Here is a 20,734-nt window from a genome sequence, read left to right on the forward strand (position 1 = left end):
CCGGCGCCCCGGCCTCCCGTCAGGTCGCGGGGACGGCGGCCGTGGCCGCGAGGCGGGTGACGGCCAGTTCGGTCAGCAACGCCGCCTGCCGGTGCAGCACGGAGTCGGTGAACCGGGACTGCGGCGCGTGGTTCATCGGAGCCGTCAGCGGGTCCACGCCCTCGGGAGTCGCGCCGAGGAACAGCATGGCCCCGGGCACGTTCTGCAGTACGAGGGAGAAGTCCTCGGAACCGGACAGCGGCTGCGGCAGGATCAGAGCCTCCTCGCCGAACAGCTCCGTGGCGGTGCGCAGGGCGAAGCCGGCCTCCTCCGGGTCGTTGACGGTGACGGGGTAGTGCACCTGGTAGTCGGCCTCCACCTCCAGGCCGTGCGCGAACGCTATGCCCTCGACCAGGCGCGGGAGCCCGGTGCGGAGCCGGTCCTGGCTGGCGGCGGAGTACGAGCGGACGGTCGCGCGGAATTCGGCGCTCTCCGGGATCACGTTCTCCTGGGTGCCGGCGTGCAGGCTGCCCACGGTCACCACGACCGGGTCGAAGATGTCGAAGCGCCGGGTGACGTACGTCTGCAGGGCGGTCACCATCTCGCAGACAGCCGGGACCGGGTCCTTGGCCGAGTGCGGGGCGGAACCGTGGCCGCCGAGTCCGGTGACCTTGACGACGAACGTGTCGGAGGCGGCGAGCGTGGGTCCCGGGCGGCCGGCGAACTGGCCGGGGAGCAGCATGCTGGCGGTGACGTGCAGGGCGTAGGCCGCGTCCAGGGGCTTGCCGGCCGCGCCGAGGACGCCCTCGTCGATCATCAACCCGGCGCCGTTGAAGCCCTCTTCGCCCGGCTGGAACATGAAGACGACGTCCCCGTCGAGGGATTCGCGGCGCTCCGCCAGCAGCCGGGCCGCGCCGACCAGCCCTGCCGTGTGCAGATCGTGGCCGCAGCCGTGCATCCGGCCGTCGATCCGGGAGGTGAACTCCTCGCCGCTGGCCTCCTGGACCGGCAGCGCGTCCATGTCCCCGCGCAGCAGGACGGCCCCGCCGGGGCGGCCGCCCCGCAGGACGGCGGTGACCGAGGTCAGGCCCTTGCCGAGGCTGATCTCCAGCGGCAGCCCGTCCAGGGCCTGCAGCACCTTCTCCTGGGTACGGGGCAGATCCAGTCCGAGCTCGGGCTCCTGGTGCAGGGACCGGCGCAGCCGGACCAGCTCGTCCTGGAGTTCAAGGGCACGTTCCGCGGTGGTCATGACGGCGGACACCTCCTGTGCGTCGCGAGAGACGGTGGGGACCGGATCGCCGAACCGGCCGATCCGGCTGCCACACTGGTGGCCGGTGAGGTGATCCGGCCCGGATCGCAGGAAAACCGCAAGGAATCACCAGCGATGCAGGAAAACGGCAGCCCGTCGCGGACGACCGGTCGAGCGGACCCGGTGAACACCCTCGACGCCCTCGACCAGGCCCTCGTCCATGCTCTGCAGATCGCCCCGCGCGCGAGCTGGAGCGTCCTGGCCCCCGTCCTCGGGGTGGACGCGGTCACCCTCGCCCGCCGCTGGCAGCGTCTCCACGACGCGGGCGCCGCCTGGGTCGCCTGCTACGCCGGCCCGCCCATGCTGGAAGGCACGTCCGGCTGCGTCGCCTTCATCGAGGTCGACTGCGTCAACGGCGGTCTCCTGCGCGCCGCCGAGGCGCTCTCGGCGGAGCCACTGGTTTTCACGGTAGAGCACGTCACCGGAGCCCGCGACCTGCTGCTGACCGTGCATGCGGCTGACCTCGCGGCGCTCTCCCACTGGGTGACCGACGTACTCGGTTCCCTGCCCGACATCACCGCGAGCCGCACGCACCTGGCCGGCGCCATCCACACCGAGGGCAGCCGCTGGCGGCTGCGCTCGCTGGACCCCGAACAGATCCGACGGCTCACCGCGCGCACCGAGCCCCGGGCCCGCCCGTCGGCCCCCGGCGCCGTCACCGAACTGGACCGCCGGATCTGCGTGGCGCTGTCGGTGGACGGCCGGGCCTCCTACACGGCGCTCGCCGAGCGGCTCGGCGCCGCCCCCGACACGATCCGCCGCCGCACGACCCGGCTGATCGCCACCGGACGCCTCCATGCCCGCTGCGAAGTCGCCCGCCCGCTCTCGCAATGGCCCGTCGCGGCCCTGCTCTGGGCCCAGGCCCCGCCCCTCGAACTCGCCCGCGCCGCCCGCGCGGTCACCGGCATGCGCGAGGTCAGGCTGTGCGCGGCCGTCACCGGCCGGGACAACCTCCTGGTCGTCGGCTGGGTCCGCTCGGTCGAGGACGCCCACCGCTTCGAGGCCCGGGTGGCCGAGCGTGCCCCGGGCATCGCCATCACCGACCGCGCGATCACCCTCTGGACGGTCAAACTCGGCGGACAGCTCCTGGACCAGCGGGGTTTCCGTACGGCTTCGGTCCCGCTCGACCCGTGGGCCTGACCGCCCGAGGACCGAGCGGTGCGGGGCCCCGGTCATACGGGGGGCGGCGCGGGCGGGGAGATCTCCGAGCTCAGCCAGCCCAGTGCGTCCGGGTACATCCCGATCCAGGTCTGGAAGTTGTGCCCGCCCTGGGGCCGGATCAGGGTCTTGACCCGGACCCCGGAGCCCTCGGCGGCCTTGGCGAAGGCGCTCAGCTGGCGTACGGGGCTGTCCTTGTCCTGCGCGGAGGTGGCCAGGAACAGGCCGACGTCCGAGTTCTTCGCGTGCTCGACCAGCCACATCGGACTGTTGCGCTCCCGCAGCAGCGGATCAGCCAGCACGTCGGGGTCCCCGGTCAGCGGATCCGGGTCCAGGGCCGCGCCGGCCCGGAACACCTTCGGGTACTGCAGCGGCAGCTTGGCCGCGCAGAAGGCCCCGGTCGAGATGCCCATCAGCCCCCAGCCCTTGGGCTCGGGGAGGGTGCGGAAGTTCTTGGAGACGAGGTCCGGCACGTCCTGCGCGAGCCAGCTGGCCACCTTGCGCTGCGGGGTGTCGGTGCAGTCGGTGTTCACCCCACCGGGGTACAGCTCCGGGATCACCAGGATGAAGGGGTGCGCCGCGCCCAGCTGGACGAGCTGTTGCAGAGCTGCGGGCATGTTGCCGAGGTCCATCCAGCTGCGCGGTGAGCCCGGGTAGCCGTGCAGCAGCACCAGTACGGGGAACCGGGTCTTCGCGGCGCCCGGTGCGTCGTACTCCGGGGGAGTCCACACGATGACCTGGCCCGCGAGCTTGGAGTGGGAGCCGCGGAAGTAGGTGGTGCGCGTGCCGTCGTCGCCCTGGGTGAACTTGGCCCGGCCCAGCGGCGGGCCGGTCATGGCGGAATCGTTCTGCCCGGTGTCGGTGCCCAGCAGGTCGTCCCAGGAGGAGTAGAGCCCGTAGCTGCCGTTGATCCAGGTGGCCACGACGCAGATGGCGGTGAGCTGGCACACGGCGATCATCAGCAGCCGGACCGGCCAGCGCACGAAGCCCGGCCCCGGGATCCGGTTCCACAGGAGCAGCGCGGCGAGCATGGCCAGCACGGTGACGACGATCAGCGTGACGAGGAACGACGTACTGGTCAGCTCCACTGCGCCGGCTCCTGACGTACGGGACGACTGGGACAGAGAATTCCAGACAATACGTCAGATCCGGGGTACGCGCCGCCCCGGGAAGGGGCGGCGCGTGCCGTGTCGAGCGGGTGGTGCGGGGCCCGGCGGCCGGGCCCGGAGTCAGACGTCGGTGAGGGGGGTTGGTCGCCGGCAGCATCGTGACGAGCCACATGAAGCCCATCATCATCGCGCACGAGACGGGAAGGTCCAGGCGACCAGGACGCGGAGTGCGGAGAGGGCGGTGCGGGCCGCCAGGGCGGGTGTGGTGTCGGTCGCACTGTTGTTCGCGCCCTTGGTCGGGCTGTTGCCCGCACCGGCTGTGGTGATCTTGTCGGGAGGGGTGAGGAGAGTGGTCATGACGTGCGCCTTTGTCCGTTGCCGGGATCTTGTGAATGCATTCACAATCCATGATCTTCATTCGGTGTGAACGTGCGGCGAAGATCCCTACTGCACGGGTCGGACGACCTTGCAGGTCAGGACCTTGGGCCTGCGGTAGATTCACCGCCTGTTCACCACCGCGGTTCCGGAGGTTTCGTACGCGCTGGTGTCGTATGAGGCATGATCGACGGGGATATGCGGAAAACGCCGAAAGCAACGAATCGCCGGATCCACTCCGGACCGCGGGCCAGGGTGTCCTCCCTGTCCTCGGCGCGCGCCGTCTACCAGGTCAAGCTCCTGCTCGACCCGGACCAGGTGCTCGACGCCGACGGCCTGCCCACCGAGGCCGCCTCCGCCGGGCTCTGTCTCGGTGCGCCCGGCCGGGTCGAGGTGGCCCAGTACATGGACGATGCCGGGCAGAGCCTCAACGGCCAGGGCTGGATCGTCCGCATCCGGCGCCACGACGACGAGAACCGGATCCGCCTCGCCTACAAGGCCCGCTTCGACATCGAAGGCGACGGCGCCGAACCGGCCGCCGTGCGACGGGTGATGGACCTGGCCGGCGGACACAACCTCGGTGTCGGCGACTGCAGTTACGGCGTCCAGGTGAATCTCAGCCACACCCGCGCCACCGTCGACTTCACCAACAAGAAGTGCCGACCGGTCCCGGGCCTGGCCCCCGGCGAGCTCCCCGGCCTCGAAGCATCCCGCGCCCTCGTTCTGGACCGGCTTCCCGGAAAGCTCGCCAAGTGGGGTGCGAAACCGGTCGGTTGGGCGGAGTCCGTCACCGCTTCATCCCGTCTCCACGGTCCGGTCAGGCAGGCCAACTATCCTGGTCGCATGCTCGATCATGCGATGGAGACACAAGTCAGCCGACTGCGGACCGCGTCCGGGGAACTGACCTGGTTCACCGAGATCACGGCCAAGGCGCGCACCCTGAAGGAAGCCGTCCAGCTGCGCTCCGACCTGATGGGCAAGCTCCGGGCCGAGGGCTGGCTCCTGGAGCGGGACGCCTTCAAGACCGACCTCATCCTGGGCCGGTGAAGGTGTCCGCGCCCGGTCCGATACGCCTGGCACACCTGGCCGACCTGCACATAGGGTCCACCCTGCGCGGGCTGGTGCACTACCCGGGGGCGCCCGCGATAGACCCGCACGAGGCCCCGTACGAGGCCCTGCGCGCGGCCGTGCTCCGGATCACCGGGGGCGGCTACCACGGGGTGCTCGTCGCCGGGGACGTCTTCGACCGGCGCCACACCGACGCCCGGGCGCTGGCCGCCTGCCAGGACGCGCTCGGCGCCTTCCACGAGGCGGGCCTGCGCACGGTGGTGGTCTCGGGCAACCACGACGCGGAGACCCCGCTGCCGCACAAGCTCCACCTCCCGCCGTCCGTGTGCTGGCTCGGCTCCGACGCCCCCGAGTCCGTGTCCTGGACCGGCCTCGGCATCACCGTCCACGGCCAGTCCGTGGCCGACCCCGACGAGCGGCGCGACCTGGCCGCCGGATATCCGCGCCGGGTCCCCGGCACCGTGAACATAGGGCTGCTGCACACCAGCCTGGACGGGTCCTGGAGCCGCCGGATCTGCGCACCGACCGACCCGCGGACCCTGGAGCGGGCCGGCTACGACTACTGGGCGCTCGGCCACGTCCACCACCGGGTGGTCCCGGACAACACGGCCGCGCTCGCGGTCTACCCGGGCAACTCCCACTCCCGGGGCCCCGGCGAGCCGGGCGGCCGCGGATTCACCGAGCTGCTGATCGGGGCCGCCGACGGCGCCGGGGACACCGCCGGCACCGGCCGCACCGGGATCCGGATCCGGCAGGTGGACACCGCCCCGGTGCGCTACGAGACCCTGCACCTCCCGGATCCGGGCCCGGACCCCGCGACCGTCGAGGCCGAGCTGCGGGCCAGGTTCGCGGCCGTCCCGGAGCCGCCCGCAGGCGGCGCCGTCGTCTGGACCCTCAGCGCCGCCACGCCCGCGGACCTGCTGCGCACGGCCCGCGCACTGGCGGGACCGGCCGCCATGGTCTGCCCCGCGCAGGACGCCCCGGCGCACTGACCGCTACCGCTACCGCCCCGACACCGACACGGACACCGAGTGCCACCCGGTCGCCCCGTCGGGGACGGATCCCGCGCGTTCCCCGGTCTGCACGGCGCCCGTGCGGTCCGTGGCCCGGACCTCCAGGGTGTGCCGGCCGGGCGACGCCTCCCACGGCCACACCCACTGGCGCCACGTGTCGTCCCCGTCCGCTTCGCCGAGCCGGGCCTCGTGCCAGGGGCCCGCGTCCACCCGTACCTCCACCCGCGCGATGCCCCGGTGCTGCGCCCACGCCACCCCGGCGACCGCGACGCGGCCCGCGGCGAGCTCGGCGAAGGCGCGCGGGGTGTCGATGCGCGACTGGGTCTTGACCGGCGCCCGCGCGGCCCACGACCGGCGCACCCAGTACGCGTCGTACGCTGCGAAGGTGGTCAGCCGCAGCTCGCGCAGCCACTTGCACGCGGAGACGTACCCGTACAGGCCCGGCACGACCATGCGTACGGGGAAACCGTGCTGGAAGGGGAGCGGCTCGCCGTTCATCCCGACGGCCAGCAGCGCGTCCCGGCCGTCCATCACGGCCTCGACAGGGGTGCCGAGAGTCATCCCGTCCACCGAACGCGCCACCAGCTGGTCGGCCGGACCGCCCTGAGAAGGCGGCCGGACCGCGGCCTCGCGCAACAGATCGGCGAGGCGTACGCCGAGCCAGCGGGCGTTGCCCGCGTACGGGCCGCCGACCTCGTTGGACACGCACGTGAGGGTGATGTCGTGCTCGACCAGCGGACGGGCGAGCAGCTCCCGAAGACCGAGGGTGAGGGGCCTGGCGACTCCGTCCCCATGGATGCGCAGCCGCCAGGTGTCTGCGTCCACACGCGGGACGACCAGGGCGGTGTCCACGCGGTAGAAGTCCTTGTTCGGAGTGACGAAGCGGGAGATCCCGGGGATCCGCAGATCCGCCCCGGCCGGCACCGGCGGCGCCGGGACGGCGGGAGGGGGCAGGGCGAAGTCGGCCCGGGAGGCCGTGGCCCCCGCCGAGCCGTAGGCACCGAGTCGGCGCCCGGCGTAGCCGACTCCGGCCGAGAGGACCACGGTGGCCACCACGAGGCGGCCGAAGCCCCGCCGGTCCAGTCCGCCCGCAGCCGGACCGGGAGCCGGCCTCCGCAAGGCGGTGACCAGCAGGTACAGCACTCCGGCGGCGGCGAGTCCGCCCGCCAGGGAGGGCAGCGCGTCCTTCCAGGCCGACTCCGGCCGACCGAGCGCGGCGGCCGCCCCGACCACGCCGAAGGAGGCCGCGAGCGCGATGCCCGCGGGCAGGTGTCGTACGGCCAGCAGCCCGGCCGCCACCGCGATCGCGGCAAGCACGACGACGGTCCCGAGGGTCAGGACCAGCTTGTCGTCGGTCCCGAACTGGCGGACCGCCCACTCCTTGAGGGCGGCGGGGGTACGGTCCACCACGGCCCCGCCGACCGCGGTGAGCGGGGCCGCCTCGGGCCGGACGACCGCCGCGGCCAGTTCCGCCAGAGCCAGTCCGGCGAACGCGGCGAGCAGTCCACTGACGGCGCCGAGCCAGTACCGCCTCGGACGCCCCGGGTCGGTCTTCACATCAACCATTCGGAATCACCGCCTGACCGGTTTGGTCTGATTCCTCGCGTGAGGGTGGGGTCCGGGTGGGATCCGGGCGCGCTACGAGGCCCCGCGCGCCGGAAGCGCCAGCAGCATCAGCGGCCGCGTCGTCGGCGCCGCCGATCCGCCCGCCGGTTCCAGGGTGACCCCGACCCCGGTGGCCGCGCCGACGGCTCCGGCCAGCAGCGCCGGAGCGCCCGGCCGGGCCGGATCCAGCAGCCCCGCCGGGCGCATGGAACCCGCCGGGTCGGCGAACCACATCTGGTAGACCCGCCCGGCCGGCGGCGACGGCATCCCGGAGGCCACGAACACCGCCCGGTCCCGGTCCCGGGAGACCACCACCGTGCCCGTCGCGCCGTCGGCCGCCCGGCCGCTGACCAGCCGGGCATCGGGGGCGGTGAGCACCGCGGCCAGCGCCTCGGCCCCGGCCTGTGCCCGGTGCGCGGACTGCTGGGCTTCGTCGGCCCGCTGGTACTGCCAGGCCGCGACCCCGCCGAGCCCGGCCGCGGCCGCGAGGCAGGCCGCCAGGGCCCAGCGCAGCCAGGGGCGGCGTGCGGGGGGCCGTACGGCTGCCGGGGCCCGGTGCCGGGCGGTCGGGCTCCCGGTGGTCGGGTGCTGGGTGCTCGGGTGCTGCGCTGTCGGGTGCTGGGCCGTCCCGGGCTCCGCGGTGCCTTCCGCGCGGATGCGGCGCAGCACCGCCTCGCGGAGCTCCGGCGGGGGCTCCACGGCGACGGCCCGGGCCAGGAGGGCCGCCGTGGCCGCGAAGTCCCGCACCTCGCGGGCACACTCCGGACAGGACTCCAGATGGGCCTCGAAGGCGGCCCGCTCGGCCGGGGCCAGCGCGTCCAGGACGTACGCCCCGGTCTCCTCGTGCACGCTCATCCGCCGCTCACCCCGCTCTGCCAGCTCAAGCCCCTCTGCCTGATCATGTCGAAACGCCGAGACAGGCGCGCAGCCGCAACAGGCCGTCCCGGAGCCTCGTCTTCACGGTACCGAGCGGCACCGACAACGTCTGCGCCACCTCGCTGCACGTCAGGCCCCGGTAGTAGGCCAGGCTCACCGACTGGCGCTGGATCTCGGTCAGCGAGGACAGGCAGCGCCGGACCCGTTCGCGCTCCTCCTGGTCGATCGCCGCCTCGCTGACCTCGTCGAACTCCGGCAGCGCGGCCTCCAGCCGGGCCGCCCGGCGCTCCCGGTCGGTCGAGGCCTGGACGGACCGGACCCGGTCCACCGCACGGCGGTGGGCCATCGTCAGCACCCAGGTGCGCACCGAGCCGCGGTCGGCGCGGTAGCGTCCGGCGGTGCGCCACACCTCGACGAGCACCTCCTGGGCCACCTCCTCGGCCTGGGCGCGGTCCCGCAGTACGGCGTGCGCCACCCCCAGTACGGACCCGCTCACCGCCTCGTACACGGAGACGAACGCCGCCTCGTCCCCCTCGGCGACCCGGCCGAGCAGGACGGACAGGCGCTCGCTCTCCTCGGCCCGGGTCAGTTCGTCCACGGCACCGATCCTCCGCGATCCACCGGCATTCCTCCGTAGCCGCACGCCTTGTCATCGATTCGTAGCCCTCGGGCCACCGGATTGGCCGTAGTCCGCGCCGCGGCTCAGTGGACGGGCGTCGGCGGGACCCACCGGCCCGGCCGGGGCGCCTTCACCCCGAAGTGGGGCTTGAGGTCCTCGGGGATCGCGTGGTGCATCACCCGGCCCCGGGTCAGCGCGGGCAGTTCGAACCCGGCGAGCAGCGAGCCCGCCTTGTCCAGGGCCCACTCGGCGAGCGGACCGCCGTCCTCGATGGTCTCCAGCAGCCCGATGAACACCGGGACCGCCCGCGCCGCGGTGTCCCAGGGTCCGCGCGGGACCTCCAGCCAGCCGGCGAGGGTATCGCCGACGAGGTAGCGGATGGTCGCGGGCACCAGTGGGTCGAGGAGGGTGCCGGGGACCACGTCCTCGTACAGCTGCATCAGCTGGGCGTTGAGGTGGACTCCTTCGGGGGAGGGGCCGAGGTGGCGCGTCAGGTAGAGGTCGAGGTAGGCGCGGCATTCGGTGAGGGTCGCGGGGACGGCGGACATGTCGCAGCCCAGGACGGCGGCCACGACCCGCCACGCGTAGAAGTACGCCTCGGCGCCCTCCTCGCTCATGTGCAAGCCGAGCCGGTGCATCGCGTCCAGCACCAGGAGCGAGAACATGCCGAATCCGGCGATCATGTCCTCCTGGCAGATGGGCAGCCCGTGCCGCTCCACGTCCCAGTGGCCGCCCTCGCTCAGGTGGTGGCGGACCGCCGCGTGCAGCAGGCGCACCTTCTGGGCGGCCGGGATGAACCGGCTGTCCTGCGCGAAGGCGTCGCCGCGCATCAAGTACGCCACGAACTGGCCGGTGTTGGCCATCCGGCGCGAGGGGTACGCGAGCGAGTGCGTCGAGGAGAGCAGCCGGGCCATCCGCGGTACGGCGTAGGTCACGGGCATCGCTGCGAAGGACAGGCCGGTGTTGATGTGGGCCGCGTTGTCCATGAAGAACAGCCGGGCCTGCTCCATGACGTCCCAGTCGACCCAGCCCGGCGGCAGGGCCGGTCGTGGGATACGGCATTGGCACTGGTATCGGGTGCGGCCGGGGGCGGCGTGGTCAGGCGCGGGGATGGCCGGCCCTCTCGGCGGCCCGGCGGGCCATGGTTTCGAGGTAGTTCTCCAGGCCCGGTGCGCCCGCCCGGCGGGTGTCGATCTCCCCGCGCTTGCGCAGCTCCACCACCCCGTCGGTGATCAGCTCCCGCAGGTCGGAGCGGCGCAGGGTGTCCTGGGCCCGGTCCGCGGACTGGCGTAACTGGTCGGTGGCGAGATCGGCGGCTCCGGCGGCGAGGAGCGTCAGCAGCTCCAGGGTTACGGAGGGCCGGTCCGGGTCGGCTTCGGGCAAGGCTGGCGTCCTTCCGGCGGGGCGGCATCGCAAGGGGCGGCCGCCGGATCCCTCCGGCGGCCGCCCCTGATCAACTTCCCTGCGAGTCAACCCAGTACCCGGCCAACCGGGTGGGCCGTCGGCGGAACATTCCCTCGCGAGGGTGGGAAGGTTCCCACGGGAGGGTGAGGTTCACGATGTCCGCGGTTCACCGCCGGGCACCGTCCGGTAGGTCATTTGACGGCGGGCAGGGTGTCCGCGATCCGGGCGGCCAGGGTGTACGGATCGCCGCTGGGCCGGTCCGCATGGCGGGTGGTGAGCCGCGCCCACCGCTCCTCGAAGGAGTGCCAGTCGATGGCCCTCGGCGCCGCCCGCCGCACCAGGGCTTCCTCCAGCGAAGCGAAGTAGGAGGACCATCGGCGCGCGTACAACTCCGATACCAAGCCGCTCCATTCGCGGTTCGCGTAGTCGTGCAGGAAGCCGCCCTCGCTGCTGCTCTGCCGGCCCCACACGCTCAGGATCGAGCGGGCGTCGTACTCGTACCGGTCCTGCTCGGCCCGGTCCGCCCCGTGCGCGCGTGCCGCCGACAGCCAGGGGCCGAGCAGGAAGTTCGGATCCGATCCGATGAGCTCGTCCAACTGCTGCTCACGGTGAGCCCATTCGGCGGTCAGCTCGCGGAACAGGGTCAGGTCTCGGGCCTCGTAGGCCGCCTTGATGCGCGGCAGCAGCACCCGCGAGTGGTTGGCGAGGGCCTGCCGGGCGGTGTCGACCAGGTCGAACCGGTACGCGCTGGAGCCGCGCAGTCGCGGATCCACCTTGAGCAGCTGGTCCAGCGCCCGGCGCACCGAACCCGCCGGATAGCGCATGGACTTGGGACTCCAGTGGGCCGCCCCTGTCACCGTCAGGCTCGGGCGGGCCGAGAACAGGCTGTCCTGGGACTCCGACCACAGCCCCGAAGAGGTGCTGTACGGGCCCTTGCGCAGCTCCTCCCACGCCGCCGAGGCCGCCGCGTCCGGGCGGCCGTAGCGCCGCCCGGCGAAGTCGGCGAACCACTTCTTCTGGTCGACGGGGTTCTGCTCCCACGCCAGGTCCGTGAAGAGGTCGAAGGCCGCCGGGTTGGTTCCGGTGGCCTCCGGGAGGTAGGCGATGCCGGTCAGCGCACTGTCGCTCTTCGCGCGCCAGGCCTTGAACCGGTCGGTCCAGACCGAGGTGTTCGCGCCGGTCGTCGTGTGCCCGCCGAAGTTGTAGATCGTGCCCATCGCGTACGGGGCGCCGCCCCAAGTGGCTTCCCGGTCGAGGCGGTTGTACCGGTCGGACAGCCCGTCCAGGATGAGCAGCTTCGAGGTGTCCACCCCGGCGAGGAGCTCCTTGGTCGGATCGTCCTGCCAGCCCAGCACCGCCCACAGAGCGCCCGGATGGGCCGCCCACAGGGCCTGCTGGACCGCCCCGGCGGCCGCCTTCACATCGACCGAGCCGGTCTGCCCGCCCTCGTGCAGCGGGCTCATCCGGTACATCGCGCTGTCCCCGAACACCGCACGCTGCTCGGCGTAGTAGTCGGCGGCCAGCTTCGCGAAGGCCGGGGAGGAGGGGTCCAGCCAGTCCGGCCGGCCGAAGCCCGCCCAGACGCCCTGCGGCACCGTCACCGCGCCCGCGTTGCGCTCGGCGAAGCCCGGCGGCACGGTGCCGAAGTAGCCGGGCAGCACCGGCGTCATGCCCAGGTCGCGCAGCTGCTCGGCGATCCTGCCGCCCAGCTCGGCCCGCCCGCGCATCAGCTGCTCGGTGACCGGTCCGCCGAAGCCGCTGAGGTTCTGCAGCAGCCACCAGCTCTGGTGGCCGGGACCCGGGATCCACTCCCGCAGCTCTTCGGCGGTGTAGCCGAAGCGCTGGAGCGCCCGGTAGTAGGGGTATTCGGCGCCGGCCTGGACGAACACCTCGTTGATGCCGTGCAGGGCGAGCAGGTCGATCTGGCGCTGGTGCTGCTCGAAGGTGCGGTACGGGCCCGAGTAGCCGTCGTCGGTGTCGTTGAGCGCGTACCGGTGCGGTACCTGTGCGCTGCGGGTGACGGGGGCGGGCACCGCGGGCAGTTCGTCGGGCAGCATGCCGATGCTGTCGCCGGGCCAGCCGATGTCCGCGCCGGCGATGTGCTGGAGGTACCAGCCGACACCGGTCAGCAGGGTGGCGCCGGTGGACCCCCGGACGGTGATCGCGCCGGCGGTTCCGGAGACGGTGAAGGTGTCGGCCCCGGCCCCGGCGCGGCCGTTCCCGGGGGACGCGGCGGGGTCGGGCACCAGCGTGAACTGCCGGGCGTGGTGCGGCAGCAGCCGCTCCAGGGCGGCCCGTGCCGGGGCGGCGTCGAAGGCCCGCGGCCGGGGTGTCCCCGGCGCGTGGTCCCGTACGGCATGCGGCGCCGCGGCCGGTACGGGGGCCACCGGGGCCGTCGCTCCGGGGGCGGCCCCGGCGACCGTGAGGGTGAGCAGGGCTGCGGGCAGCGCGGCCAGGGTGACCCGGCGGCGTGCCCGCCCGGCCGGGCGGGGCCGGGGGATCGGGCGGGACATGTGCGTCGTCCTCGTCTGGGTGGTGGTGGCGGGAGGTTCGGGGTGCGCGGTCTGCTCGCTCAAGTGCGCGGCCGTCAGACCGGCAGGGCCCAGGCCTGGTCGACCCTGTGGTCGCCGCAGGCGGCCAGCCGCAGCCGCTCGGCGGGGGCGCCGGGGTCGGCCGGGGTGGCCGCGGGGGCGGGCGCGGTCAGGCAGAGCCCGCTCGCGTCCTCGACGAGGGCTCCGTCGCGCCGCGGCGTCCAGCTCTGCCCCGGCTCGCGCCGCCGGTCGGTGGAGGCGCAGCGGGCCAGCTCCACGAGGCCGTCGGCGCCCGCGGACAGGCATGTGCCGGCCAGGCCCAGGCTGCCGTCCCGGCCCACGGTCCAGCGCTGGTCGGGAGCGCCGGTGCAGGCGCCCATCACCACGGCGCCGACGCCGGTGGTGTTCGCCCCGTCGGCGCAGGCGGCTCCCTGGCCCGAACCCTGGCCGGCGATCTGGCCGGTGGGCACGGCCGGGGCGCAGTCGGCCCCCGGGGTCAGCCTCCAGACGGCGGTGTCGTGTGCGGCCAGCTTCCCGGTCAGCGCGTCCGAGACCTCCTGGCGCTTCCCGTTCCACAGGTTCTTCGCGGTGACGGTGCAGGACGCCAGCCCGATCTCGTCGAGCGGGACGCGGATGTCGCGGGCCGCGGCGGACCGGTTGAGGACGGCCACGGCACGGTCCCCGTCGGCGAGCGGGCGCACCAGGATGTCGAAGGTGGCGTTCGAGGAGACCACCGAGCCCTGACGGCCCATCGGGTCCTGGTCCAGCGCGATCATGTCGGTGTTGCCGAGGGCGGCGAGCCCGTCCGCGCCGATCTCGGAGACCTGCGAGGACAGGATGAACGGCGCGGCCATCATGGCCCACAGGCCGACCTGGCTGCGGCTCTCCGCGGCGGTGAGCCCGGGGGCGCCGGCGATCAGGAAGTCGGGGTCGTTCCAGTTGCCGGGGCCCGCGTACCGGCCGAGCCAGCGGTTGTACCCGTAGTTGCCCATGACCGAGCTCCACCGGGAGGTGTCCGGTGCGGAGGGCTTGTAGACCTTGATGTCGCGGCCCTCGCGCCACAGCTGACCGGTCTCGCCGACCCAGTCGATGACCTTGTGCCAGTCGGAGCCGCCCCATTCGCCCTGCTGGAAGTAGGCGGGCGCGGAGGCGGACAGCACCATGTTCCGGCCGCTGTCGCGCATCGCCCCGGCGACGGAGTTGTAGGCGTCCCGGTAGGCCTGCTCCTTGGTCATGCCCGGGGGCACCCACAGATTGCAGCCGTCCATCTTGACGTAATCGACCTCCCAGGAGGCGAACTGCCGGACGTCGCGGGCGTAGTGGTCCGGCCCGCCGCCCTCCGGGGAGCCGCTGCCGGGGTAGCGCTCGCAGGTGAGGTGGCCGACGTCCTGGTAGATGCCGAACTTCAGCTTCCTGGCGTGCAGGTAGTCGCCCAGCCAGGCCATGCCGTGCGGGAACTTCTCCGTGTCGACGACGAGGTCGCCGTTCGCGTTCCGGCTCCTGGTCATCCAGCAGTCGTCGATGGTGACCGTGTCGTAGCCCTTGGCGGCGAGGCCGGTGGAGACGAGCGCGTTCGCGTTCGCCACGACCTTGGCCTCGTCGATGTCGCACATGTAGTGCGCCCAGTTGTTCCATCCCATGGGCGGGGTGAGCGCGAGCGGGGCGTCCGAGGTCGCGGTCGGCTCCGCCGTCGCGGGCGCGGGGGAGAGCGCGAGGGCGAGCAGGGCGGCCGCGGTCAGACAGGGGAGCGACGCACGCAGACGAGGCGGCACGGAGTCTCCTTGACGTGGGGGACGTGGGGCTGTGGCGCGCTCAGTGCAGCGGTGTGACTACCCGCTGTCAACATAAGTCGAGGGTTATCGCTCAATGACCAGCAATATGGGTGTAGTCGGCGTCACGCCATGGGGTTGATACGTCGTACGTGACGCTGACAGTGACACTGTATGTGTCGATGGCTGATACGATGTATCTCATGCCGAGAAGATCAGCCGCCCTGGACCGTGCGACGCCTGGGGCAATCGCCGCCGCCGCCCTGCGGATCCTCGACGAGCAGGGCCCCGCCGCGCTCAGTTTCCGCGCCCTCGCCGACCGGCTGGAGGTCTCGCACGCCACCGTCCAGCGTCGCTGCACCGACCTCGCCGGGCTGCTCGACCTCTGCACCGAGCACCTCGCCGCGCAGCTGCCCGAGATCCCCGCGGGCACCGGCTGGGCGGAGGCCACCGAGCAGCGGTTCGGCGCCCTCTACCGGCTGCTCGCGGCCCACCCCGGGCTGCTGATCCTGCGCGGCGGCCGGCCCTGGCTCGGGCGGCAGCTGCTGGCACGGCTCGTCGAGCCCGCACTCGCCGACAGCGTCGCCGCCGGGATGAGTCCCGGCGAAGCGATGACCGTCTACCGCCGGATGTACCTGCTGACGCTCGGCAGCGCCGCCTTCGTCGACCACCGGGACCCGGCCGCGGCCACCGCCGCCTCGCGCGGGGCGCTGGCCGCCCTGGACCCCGCCGAGTTCCCCGTGCTCTCGGGCGGACTGGCCGACGTACTGCCCGCGCTGACCGACCACGAGGTGTACTACGGCGCCCTGCGCCAGCTGATCGAGGCGGCCCGGCCCGCCACCGGCTGAGGGGGCCGCCCCGGGTTTCCCCGGTCCGCCCGTTCCGCCCGATACGAGGAGTGAGTTCATGGAACAGCAGCTCGAAGCGGTGTCCCTCGACTACGGCGCCGTCCGCGTGGCCGCCGAGCGGATCGCCGGGGCGGTACGGCCCGTCACGGTGATACCGGCGGGCGACGGGATCTCGTACGCCCTGGAGTACCTCCAGCACACCGGCTCCTTCAAGGCCCGCGGCGCCCGCAACTTCCTCGCCGCCCACCGCGCCGCCGGGACCCTCCCCGACGCCGGGGTCACCATCGCCTCCGGCGGCAACGCCGGACTCGCCTGCGCCTGGGCGGCCCGCGCCGAGTCCGTGCCCGCCACCGTGTTCCTGCCGGTCGGCGCCCCGCGCGTGAAGGTGGAGCGGCTGCGGGCCTACGGGGCCGACGTACGGCTCGTGGGCGAGCGGTACGCCGAAGCCCTCGACGCCTGCCGGGAGTTCGCCGCCGCGGGCGGGGCCCTGAGCAGCCACGCGTACGACCACCCGCTCATCGCGGCGGGCGCCGGAACCCTGCTCGACGAGATCCGCGCCGCCCTGCCCGGCCTGGACACGGTGGTCGTCGCGGTCGGCGGCGGCGGGCTGTTCGCCGGGATCGCCACCGCCGCGCGGGAACACGGCGTACGGGTGATCGCTGCCGAGCCGGAGAACTGCCGGGCCCTGAACGCGGCGCTCGAAGCGGGCCGGCTCGTCGACGTCCCCGTCGACTCGGTGGCCGCCGACTCGCTGGGGGCGACCCGGGTCTCCGCCGACGCGCTGGCCGCCGTGCAGCAGAAGAACGCGGAGTCCGTCCTGGTCCCGGACTCGGCGATCGTCGAAGCCCGGCGTGCGCTGTGGGAGGAGCACCGCATCGTGGTCGAGGCGGCAGCGGCCACCGCGCTGGCGGCGGTGCGAGTGGCTCCGCGGCGGCCGGGGGAACGCGTCGCGGTGGTGCTGTGCGGCGCGAACACCGATCCGGGGGACCTGGGGCGCGCGGCTTCCTGAGGCGCCTGGGCGGCCTGGCCCCGGCCATGGCCGATCCGGGGCCGATCCGGGGCCGGACCGCGGGTCGCGCGGGTCCGCGCAGGTCAACGGAGGTCTTCAGGGGCCCCGCGTTGCTCAGGCGGAGGCGTCCTCGCGGACCACGACGACCGTGCTCGCCGCGTACTGGACCACCTGCTGGCTCACCGAACCCAGCAGCGCGCCCTTGATGCCGCCGTAGCCGCGGGTGCCGACTACCGTCAGTGCCGCTTCCTTCGAGGCCTCGACGAGCACCTGCGCGGGCGAGCCCTGCTCCACGCGGCGGAAGACCGGAACGCCCGGGGACGTGCCGACCGCCTCGGCCACGGTGTCGGCGAGCTTCTGCCGGGCGGCGTCCTCGGCGTGGACCAGCTCGTCCTGCTCGGTGGCGCTGATGCCGAAGGGATTGGTGTTCCATTCCCAGCTCATGACGGCGTGCACCCGGCCGCCGATGGCCTTGGCCTGGCCGACCGCCCAGCGCAGGGCCTGCTTGGAATGGTTCGAACCGTCCACGCCGACGACGATCAGGGGCTCGATGTTCTGGCTCACGATGGTTCCTCACAATTCGTCCGAATGATCGTTCTTATCCTGTATACACGCCTCACCCCCACTGACCTCGAACGACGATCGTTGCGCGCATCCGAGACTTTGGAGAACAGCGTCCGTTGCCCCGCCTTGCGAGAGTCGTGGGGACAGTTCGCAACAGTGCGGTGGAATTACGGAGGACCAGGACGTGGCGCGACGCAATGGATGCCTGATCGGCTGCCTGGTGGCGGTGCTCCTGGGAGCAGGCCTGCTCGTCCTGCTGTTCTTCGGCATCGGCACGGTCGTCGACGTGGCGGACAAGACCCTGGTCGACCCCAAGGTGTACGAGGCCGTGAAGGCCGGCGACACCGAGAGCGAGGTCCGGGCGAAGCTGCCCTCCGGCGAGACCTTCGTCAAGAAGGCCCTCAAGGACGGCGGGCCCGCCGTGCCCGCGGGAGCCGAGTGCTCCTGGTACCTGTCGACCGCCGGTGACAGCGACACGGTGTTCCGCTTCTGCTTCAAGGACGGCAAGCTCGCGGAGAAGGCCGACTACCGCCTCAAGTAGGGCCTTCGGTCCCTGCCCGGCGGCCCCCGGCCGCTGGAGGGTGGAGGCATGCAGACGCACTCGGCCGATCCCGCCACCGCCCGCCCCGTCCTGGCCGCCGTGGACGGCTCGGAGCACAGCCTGAGGACCCTGGACTGGGCCGTGGAAGCGGCCCGCGCCCGCGGAGCGGAGCTCCACATCGCGCACGTACGGCCGGACCACCCCCGGGTGGCGGCCCCGGGCGAAGCCCTGGTGCGGCCTCCCGCCTGGGACACCGATCCGGTGCTGGCCCTGGTACGGGCCCACTTGGCCGGCCGGGAGGACCTCCCGCCGCTCCACTACGTCTCCCGCGAGGGGAACCCGGCCGTCACCCTGACCGAACTCGCCGCGGGCGCCCAGCTGCTGGTCATGGGATCACGCGGACTCGGCGGCTTCGCCAGCCTGTTGCTCGGCTCCAACAGCCGGGTGTGCGCGGCCCAGGCACCCTGCCCGGTGATGGTCGTCCCGCACGCGGCGCGGCTCGCGGCGGAGCAGGACGAGGGCTCCGCCGACTCCGGCGAGCGCCGGGTGGTCCTGGGGCTCGCCCCCGACGAAACCACCGACGACGTGGTCGACTTCGCCTTCGCCGAGGCTCGTCGCCGGGGCGCGGTGCTCCAGGTGGTCTCCACCCACCTGGTGCCGCTCTCCTCGCTAACCCTGGTCGGCTCCCTCGTCGCCGAGCGCGGCGGCGGCTGCCCGCCGGCCACCCCCGGCGACGCGCCGGAGGCGGCCCGGCAACTCGCCGAGGACCAGAGCACCCGGCTCCAGCCGTTCCGCACCCGGCACTACCCCGACGTCACGGTCGACGCCGTGGTCGCCCCGGGGGACCCGGCGGGCCGCCTGGTCACCGCCTCCCAGCAGGCGGACCTGATCGTGGTGGGCCGCCACCGGCGCCGCCTGAGGGCGGGCTCCCTCCTGATGGGGTCGGTGTCCAACGCGGTCCTGCTGCACGCCCTGTGCCCGGTGGCGGTGGTCCCCGTACGCGCCGACGACCCGGCCGGCCCCACCCCCGGGAGCGAGCGGGATCAGGCCGCCGGATAACCTCGGTCGCATGTCGCAGCCCATCCAACTCGTCATCCTGATCAGCACCCTTCCGGGGCGGGGCCCGGAACAGGTCGCCATGTTTGAGCGGATCGCGCCGCTCGTGCGGGCCGAAGAGGGGTGCCTGCGCTACGACATGCACCAAGTGAGCGGCGACCCCGACCGGTTCGTCCTCATCGAGCGGTGGTCCTCGAAGGAGGCGCTCGCCGCGCACGATGCCACCCCGCACATGATCGAGGCCGACGCCGCGAGCCCGGCGTTCCGGTCCGGCCCCGCCGAGGTCATCGAGCTCGCCGCCGCCCCACTGGCCTGACCGACCGCTCAGCCCCCCGCCCTCCAGCCCCGCACGGCCCGCCGGGCCCGCGCCGCCATCGGCGCGAGCCGGGCGGCGGTGGCGGCCCGCGGGGGTGGCCGCCCGCAGGGCGGGTCGCCGGCGTCAGTCGGGGAGGCGCTCGCCCGTGGCCTCGTGGAAGAGGTGCAGGTCGTCCTGGCGCGGGATGACACGGATGGTCTTGCCGCGCAGGCCTTCTTCGCGGCCGTACGTCCGTACCGTCAGCGGTCGGCTCTCGCCGTTGCCCAGGTCGAGGTTGCCGTACGCGAAGCCGTCCGAGCCGAGTTCCTCCACCGAGTAGAAGGTGACGGCCAGTCCCTTGTCGCTGTGCGCGGCGTGGAAGTCCAGGTGCTCGGGGCGGATGCCCAGGGTGACGCTGTCGCCGCCGGCCGCCTCACGGGCCGCGCGGCTGATCCTGAGGGTGGAGCCGCCGAAGCGGATGCCGTCCTCGTACACCGGCAGGGTCAGCAGGTTCATCGCGGGGGAGCCGATGAACCCGGCCACGAACTTGTTCGCGGGGCGGTCGTACATGGTGCGCGGGGCGTCGCACTGCTGGAGGATGCCGTCCGCGAGGACCGCGACGCGGTCGCCCATCGTCATGGCCTCCACCTGGTCGTGGGTGACGTAGACCGTGGTGGTGCCCAGCCGCCGCTGGAGGTTGGCGATCTCGGCCCGGGTCTGCACGCGGAGCTTGGCGTCCAGGTTCGAGAGCGGCTCGTCCATCAGGAAGGCCTGCGGCTCGCGGACGATCGCGCGGCCCATGGCCACGCGCTGGCGCTGACCGCCGGAGAGGGCCTTGGGCTTGCGGTCGAGGTAGTCGGTGAGGTCGAGGATCTTCGCCGCCTCCTCGACCTTCTTGCGGATCGTCTCCTTGTCCACCTTGGCGATCTTCAGGGCGAAGCCCATGTTCTGAGCGACCGACATGTGGGGGTAGAGCGCGTAGTTCTGGAACACCATCGAGATGTCGCGGTCCTTGGGCGGCAGGTGCGTGACGTCGCGGCCGCCGATGGAGATGGAGCCGGAGGTGACCTCTTCGAGCCCGGCCAGCATCCGCAGGGTGGTGGACTTTCCGCAGCCCGACGGGCCGACCAGGACGAGGAACTCCCCGTTCGCGATGTCGAGGTCCAGCGATTCGACCGTGGGTCGGTCGGCGCCGGGGTAGGTGAGGCTCGTCTGCCGGAACCTGATCTCAGCCATGACTGTCAATCCCTCTTTCACCGGCGGTACGTGCCGGACGATCCGTGTGGGCGGGGTTGGCAGGACGGTTAATGCGATTTCGCTCGCTGCGGGCGGGATAAAGCGCATTAGTTCAAGTTTTCGTGAACCGGCGATAAGAAGTCAACCTCTGACGGCCCGACATGTTCGTTACCGAATCGATATCACGCGTGAGGGCTTTGGGACTAAAGCGCATCAGTGCAGGTCAAGGCCTTCTTGACGGAGTGACTTTCGGGCTGTTGGTCGAGCGCCTGTCGTAATTCGGGACGTACGGGTACCCGCCGCCAGGGACTTTGGTCACATTGACGGAATCTTCATTTCGGGTGAGTTTGGGCGCAGCGTTCCGGCGGCG

19 protein-coding genes and 1 pseudogene are annotated in these 20,734 nt (G+C 72.9%); 8 read left to right on the forward strand and 12 right to left on the reverse strand.

What is annotated here, in order from left to right; translation table 11 throughout:
* Positions 1 to 19 precede the first annotated feature (19 nt).
* Complete coding sequence (locus AC3IYJ_RS34045; RefSeq protein ID WP_489398346.1) at positions 20 to 1,228, reverse strand: M20 metallopeptidase family protein; 1,209 nt, start codon at positions 1,226 to 1,228, stop codon at positions 20 to 22.
* A 135-nt stretch (positions 1,229 to 1,363) separates the two neighbouring features.
* Here AC3IYJ_RS34045 and AC3IYJ_RS34050 point away from each other — a divergent pair, with 135 nt between their 5' ends.
* The gene (locus AC3IYJ_RS34050) at positions 1,364 to 2,428 is read left to right on the forward strand and encodes an Lrp/AsnC family transcriptional regulator (protein WP_489398347.1); all 1,065 of its coding nucleotides are present in this window, start codon (positions 1,364 to 1,366) and stop codon (positions 2,426 to 2,428) included.
* Between the two features lie 32 nt (positions 2,429 to 2,460).
* On the opposite strand, the gene AC3IYJ_RS34055 is transcribed toward AC3IYJ_RS34050, so the two are convergent.
* Entirely contained in the window at positions 2,461 to 3,534 is a 1,074-nt protein-coding gene (locus AC3IYJ_RS34055) for an alpha/beta hydrolase (RefSeq protein WP_489398348.1), read from the reverse strand.
* A 204-nt stretch (positions 3,535 to 3,738) separates the two neighbouring features.
* A complete protein-coding gene (locus AC3IYJ_RS34060) occupies positions 3,739 to 3,912 on the reverse strand; it encodes a hypothetical protein (protein WP_489398349.1) in 174 nt (57 codons plus the stop codon).
* Positions 3,913 to 4,185: 273 nt separating this feature from the next.
* Between AC3IYJ_RS34060 and AC3IYJ_RS34065 the strand changes: the two genes are divergently transcribed.
* Both AC3IYJ_RS34065 and AC3IYJ_RS34070 read left to right on the forward strand, forming a co-directional pair.
* Positions 4,186 to 4,977, forward strand: coding sequence for a hypothetical protein (locus AC3IYJ_RS34065; protein WP_489398350.1), 792 nt, complete (start codon positions 4,186 to 4,188; stop codon positions 4,975 to 4,977).
* Positions 4,974 to 5,990, forward strand: coding sequence for a metallophosphoesterase family protein (locus AC3IYJ_RS34070; RefSeq protein WP_489398351.1), 1,017 nt, complete (start codon positions 4,974 to 4,976; stop codon positions 5,988 to 5,990). The genes AC3IYJ_RS34065 and AC3IYJ_RS34070 overlap by 4 nt, the downstream gene beginning before the upstream one ends.
* 9 nt (positions 5,991 to 5,999) lie before the next feature.
* On the opposite strand, the gene AC3IYJ_RS34075 is transcribed toward AC3IYJ_RS34070, so the two are convergent.
* From AC3IYJ_RS34075 to AC3IYJ_RS34105, 7 genes and pseudogenes are all read right to left on the reverse strand, one after another.
* Positions 6,000 to 7,577, reverse strand: coding sequence for a molybdopterin-dependent oxidoreductase (locus AC3IYJ_RS34075; protein WP_489398352.1), 1,578 nt, complete (start codon positions 7,575 to 7,577; stop codon positions 6,000 to 6,002).
* A 72-nt stretch (positions 7,578 to 7,649) separates the two neighbouring features.
* Complete coding sequence (locus AC3IYJ_RS34080) at positions 7,650 to 8,471, reverse strand: anti-sigma factor (protein WP_489398353.1); 822 nt, start codon at positions 8,469 to 8,471, stop codon at positions 7,650 to 7,652.
* A gap of 43 nt (positions 8,472 to 8,514) precedes the next feature.
* Positions 8,515 to 9,090 carry an ECF RNA polymerase sigma factor SigK gene (sigK, locus tag AC3IYJ_RS34085; protein ID WP_489398354.1) on the reverse strand — a complete coding sequence of 192 codons (576 nt, stop codon included), beginning with the start codon at positions 9,088 to 9,090 and terminating at the stop codon, positions 8,515 to 8,517.
* A gap of 104 nt (positions 9,091 to 9,194) precedes the next feature.
* A pseudogene (locus AC3IYJ_RS34090) lies at positions 9,195 to 10,151 on the reverse strand (oxygenase MpaB family protein); the annotation flags it as partial.
* 58 nt (positions 10,152 to 10,209) lie between these two features.
* Positions 10,210 to 10,494 (reverse strand): hypothetical protein, encoded by a 285-nt coding sequence (locus AC3IYJ_RS34095; protein WP_489398355.1) that lies wholly within the window; start codon positions 10,492 to 10,494, stop codon positions 10,210 to 10,212.
* 212 nt (positions 10,495 to 10,706) lie between these two features.
* Positions 10,707 to 13,091 carry an alpha-N-acetylglucosaminidase gene (locus tag AC3IYJ_RS34100; RefSeq protein WP_489398356.1) on the reverse strand — a complete coding sequence of 795 codons (2,385 nt, stop codon included), beginning with the start codon at positions 13,089 to 13,091 and terminating at the stop codon, positions 10,707 to 10,709.
* Positions 13,092 to 13,102: 11 nt separating this feature from the next.
* Positions 13,103 to 14,818, reverse strand: coding sequence for a ricin-type beta-trefoil lectin domain protein (locus tag AC3IYJ_RS34105; RefSeq protein WP_489398357.1), 1,716 nt, complete (start codon positions 14,816 to 14,818; stop codon positions 13,103 to 13,105).
* A 200-nt stretch (positions 14,819 to 15,018) separates the two neighbouring features.
* Between AC3IYJ_RS34105 and AC3IYJ_RS34110 the strand changes: the two genes are divergently transcribed.
* Positions 15,019 to 15,663, forward strand: coding sequence for a TetR/AcrR family transcriptional regulator (locus AC3IYJ_RS34110; RefSeq protein WP_489398358.1), 645 nt, complete (start codon positions 15,019 to 15,021; stop codon positions 15,661 to 15,663).
* A gap of 58 nt (positions 15,664 to 15,721) precedes the next feature.
* Positions 15,722 to 16,672, forward strand: coding sequence for a serine/threonine dehydratase (locus AC3IYJ_RS34115; RefSeq protein WP_489398359.1), 951 nt, complete (start codon positions 15,722 to 15,724; stop codon positions 16,670 to 16,672).
* 114 nt (positions 16,673 to 16,786) lie between these two features.
* On the opposite strand, the gene AC3IYJ_RS34120 is transcribed toward AC3IYJ_RS34115, so the two are convergent.
* Positions 16,787 to 17,236: a universal stress protein gene (locus AC3IYJ_RS34120; protein WP_489398360.1), complete on the reverse strand. Its 450-nt coding sequence runs from the start codon at positions 17,234 to 17,236 to the stop codon at positions 16,787 to 16,789.
* A gap of 184 nt (positions 17,237 to 17,420) precedes the next feature.
* Between AC3IYJ_RS34120 and AC3IYJ_RS34125 the strand changes: the two genes are divergently transcribed.
* The 3 genes from AC3IYJ_RS34125 to AC3IYJ_RS34135 are packed head-to-tail and all read left to right on the forward strand — an operon-like array spanning position 17,421 to position 19,149.
* Positions 17,421 to 17,777, forward strand: a complete 357-nt coding sequence (locus AC3IYJ_RS34125) for a hypothetical protein (protein ID WP_489398361.1) — start codon at positions 17,421 to 17,423, stop codon at positions 17,775 to 17,777.
* Positions 17,778 to 17,825: 48 nt separating this feature from the next.
* Positions 17,826 to 18,836, forward strand: coding sequence for a universal stress protein (locus AC3IYJ_RS34130; RefSeq protein ID WP_489398362.1), 1,011 nt, complete (start codon positions 17,826 to 17,828; stop codon positions 18,834 to 18,836).
* A 10-nt stretch (positions 18,837 to 18,846) separates the two neighbouring features.
* Complete coding sequence (locus AC3IYJ_RS34135) at positions 18,847 to 19,149, forward strand: putative quinol monooxygenase (protein WP_489398363.1); 303 nt, start codon at positions 18,847 to 18,849, stop codon at positions 19,147 to 19,149.
* Between the two features lie 123 nt (positions 19,150 to 19,272).
* On the opposite strand, the gene AC3IYJ_RS34140 is transcribed toward AC3IYJ_RS34135, so the two are convergent.
* Positions 19,273 to 20,364 (reverse strand): ABC transporter ATP-binding protein, encoded by a 1,092-nt coding sequence (locus AC3IYJ_RS34140; protein ID WP_489398364.1) that lies wholly within the window; start codon positions 20,362 to 20,364, stop codon positions 19,273 to 19,275.
* Positions 20,365 to 20,734 lie beyond the last annotated feature (370 nt).

This window comes from Streptomyces sp. GL_140 (assembly GCF_057834465.1).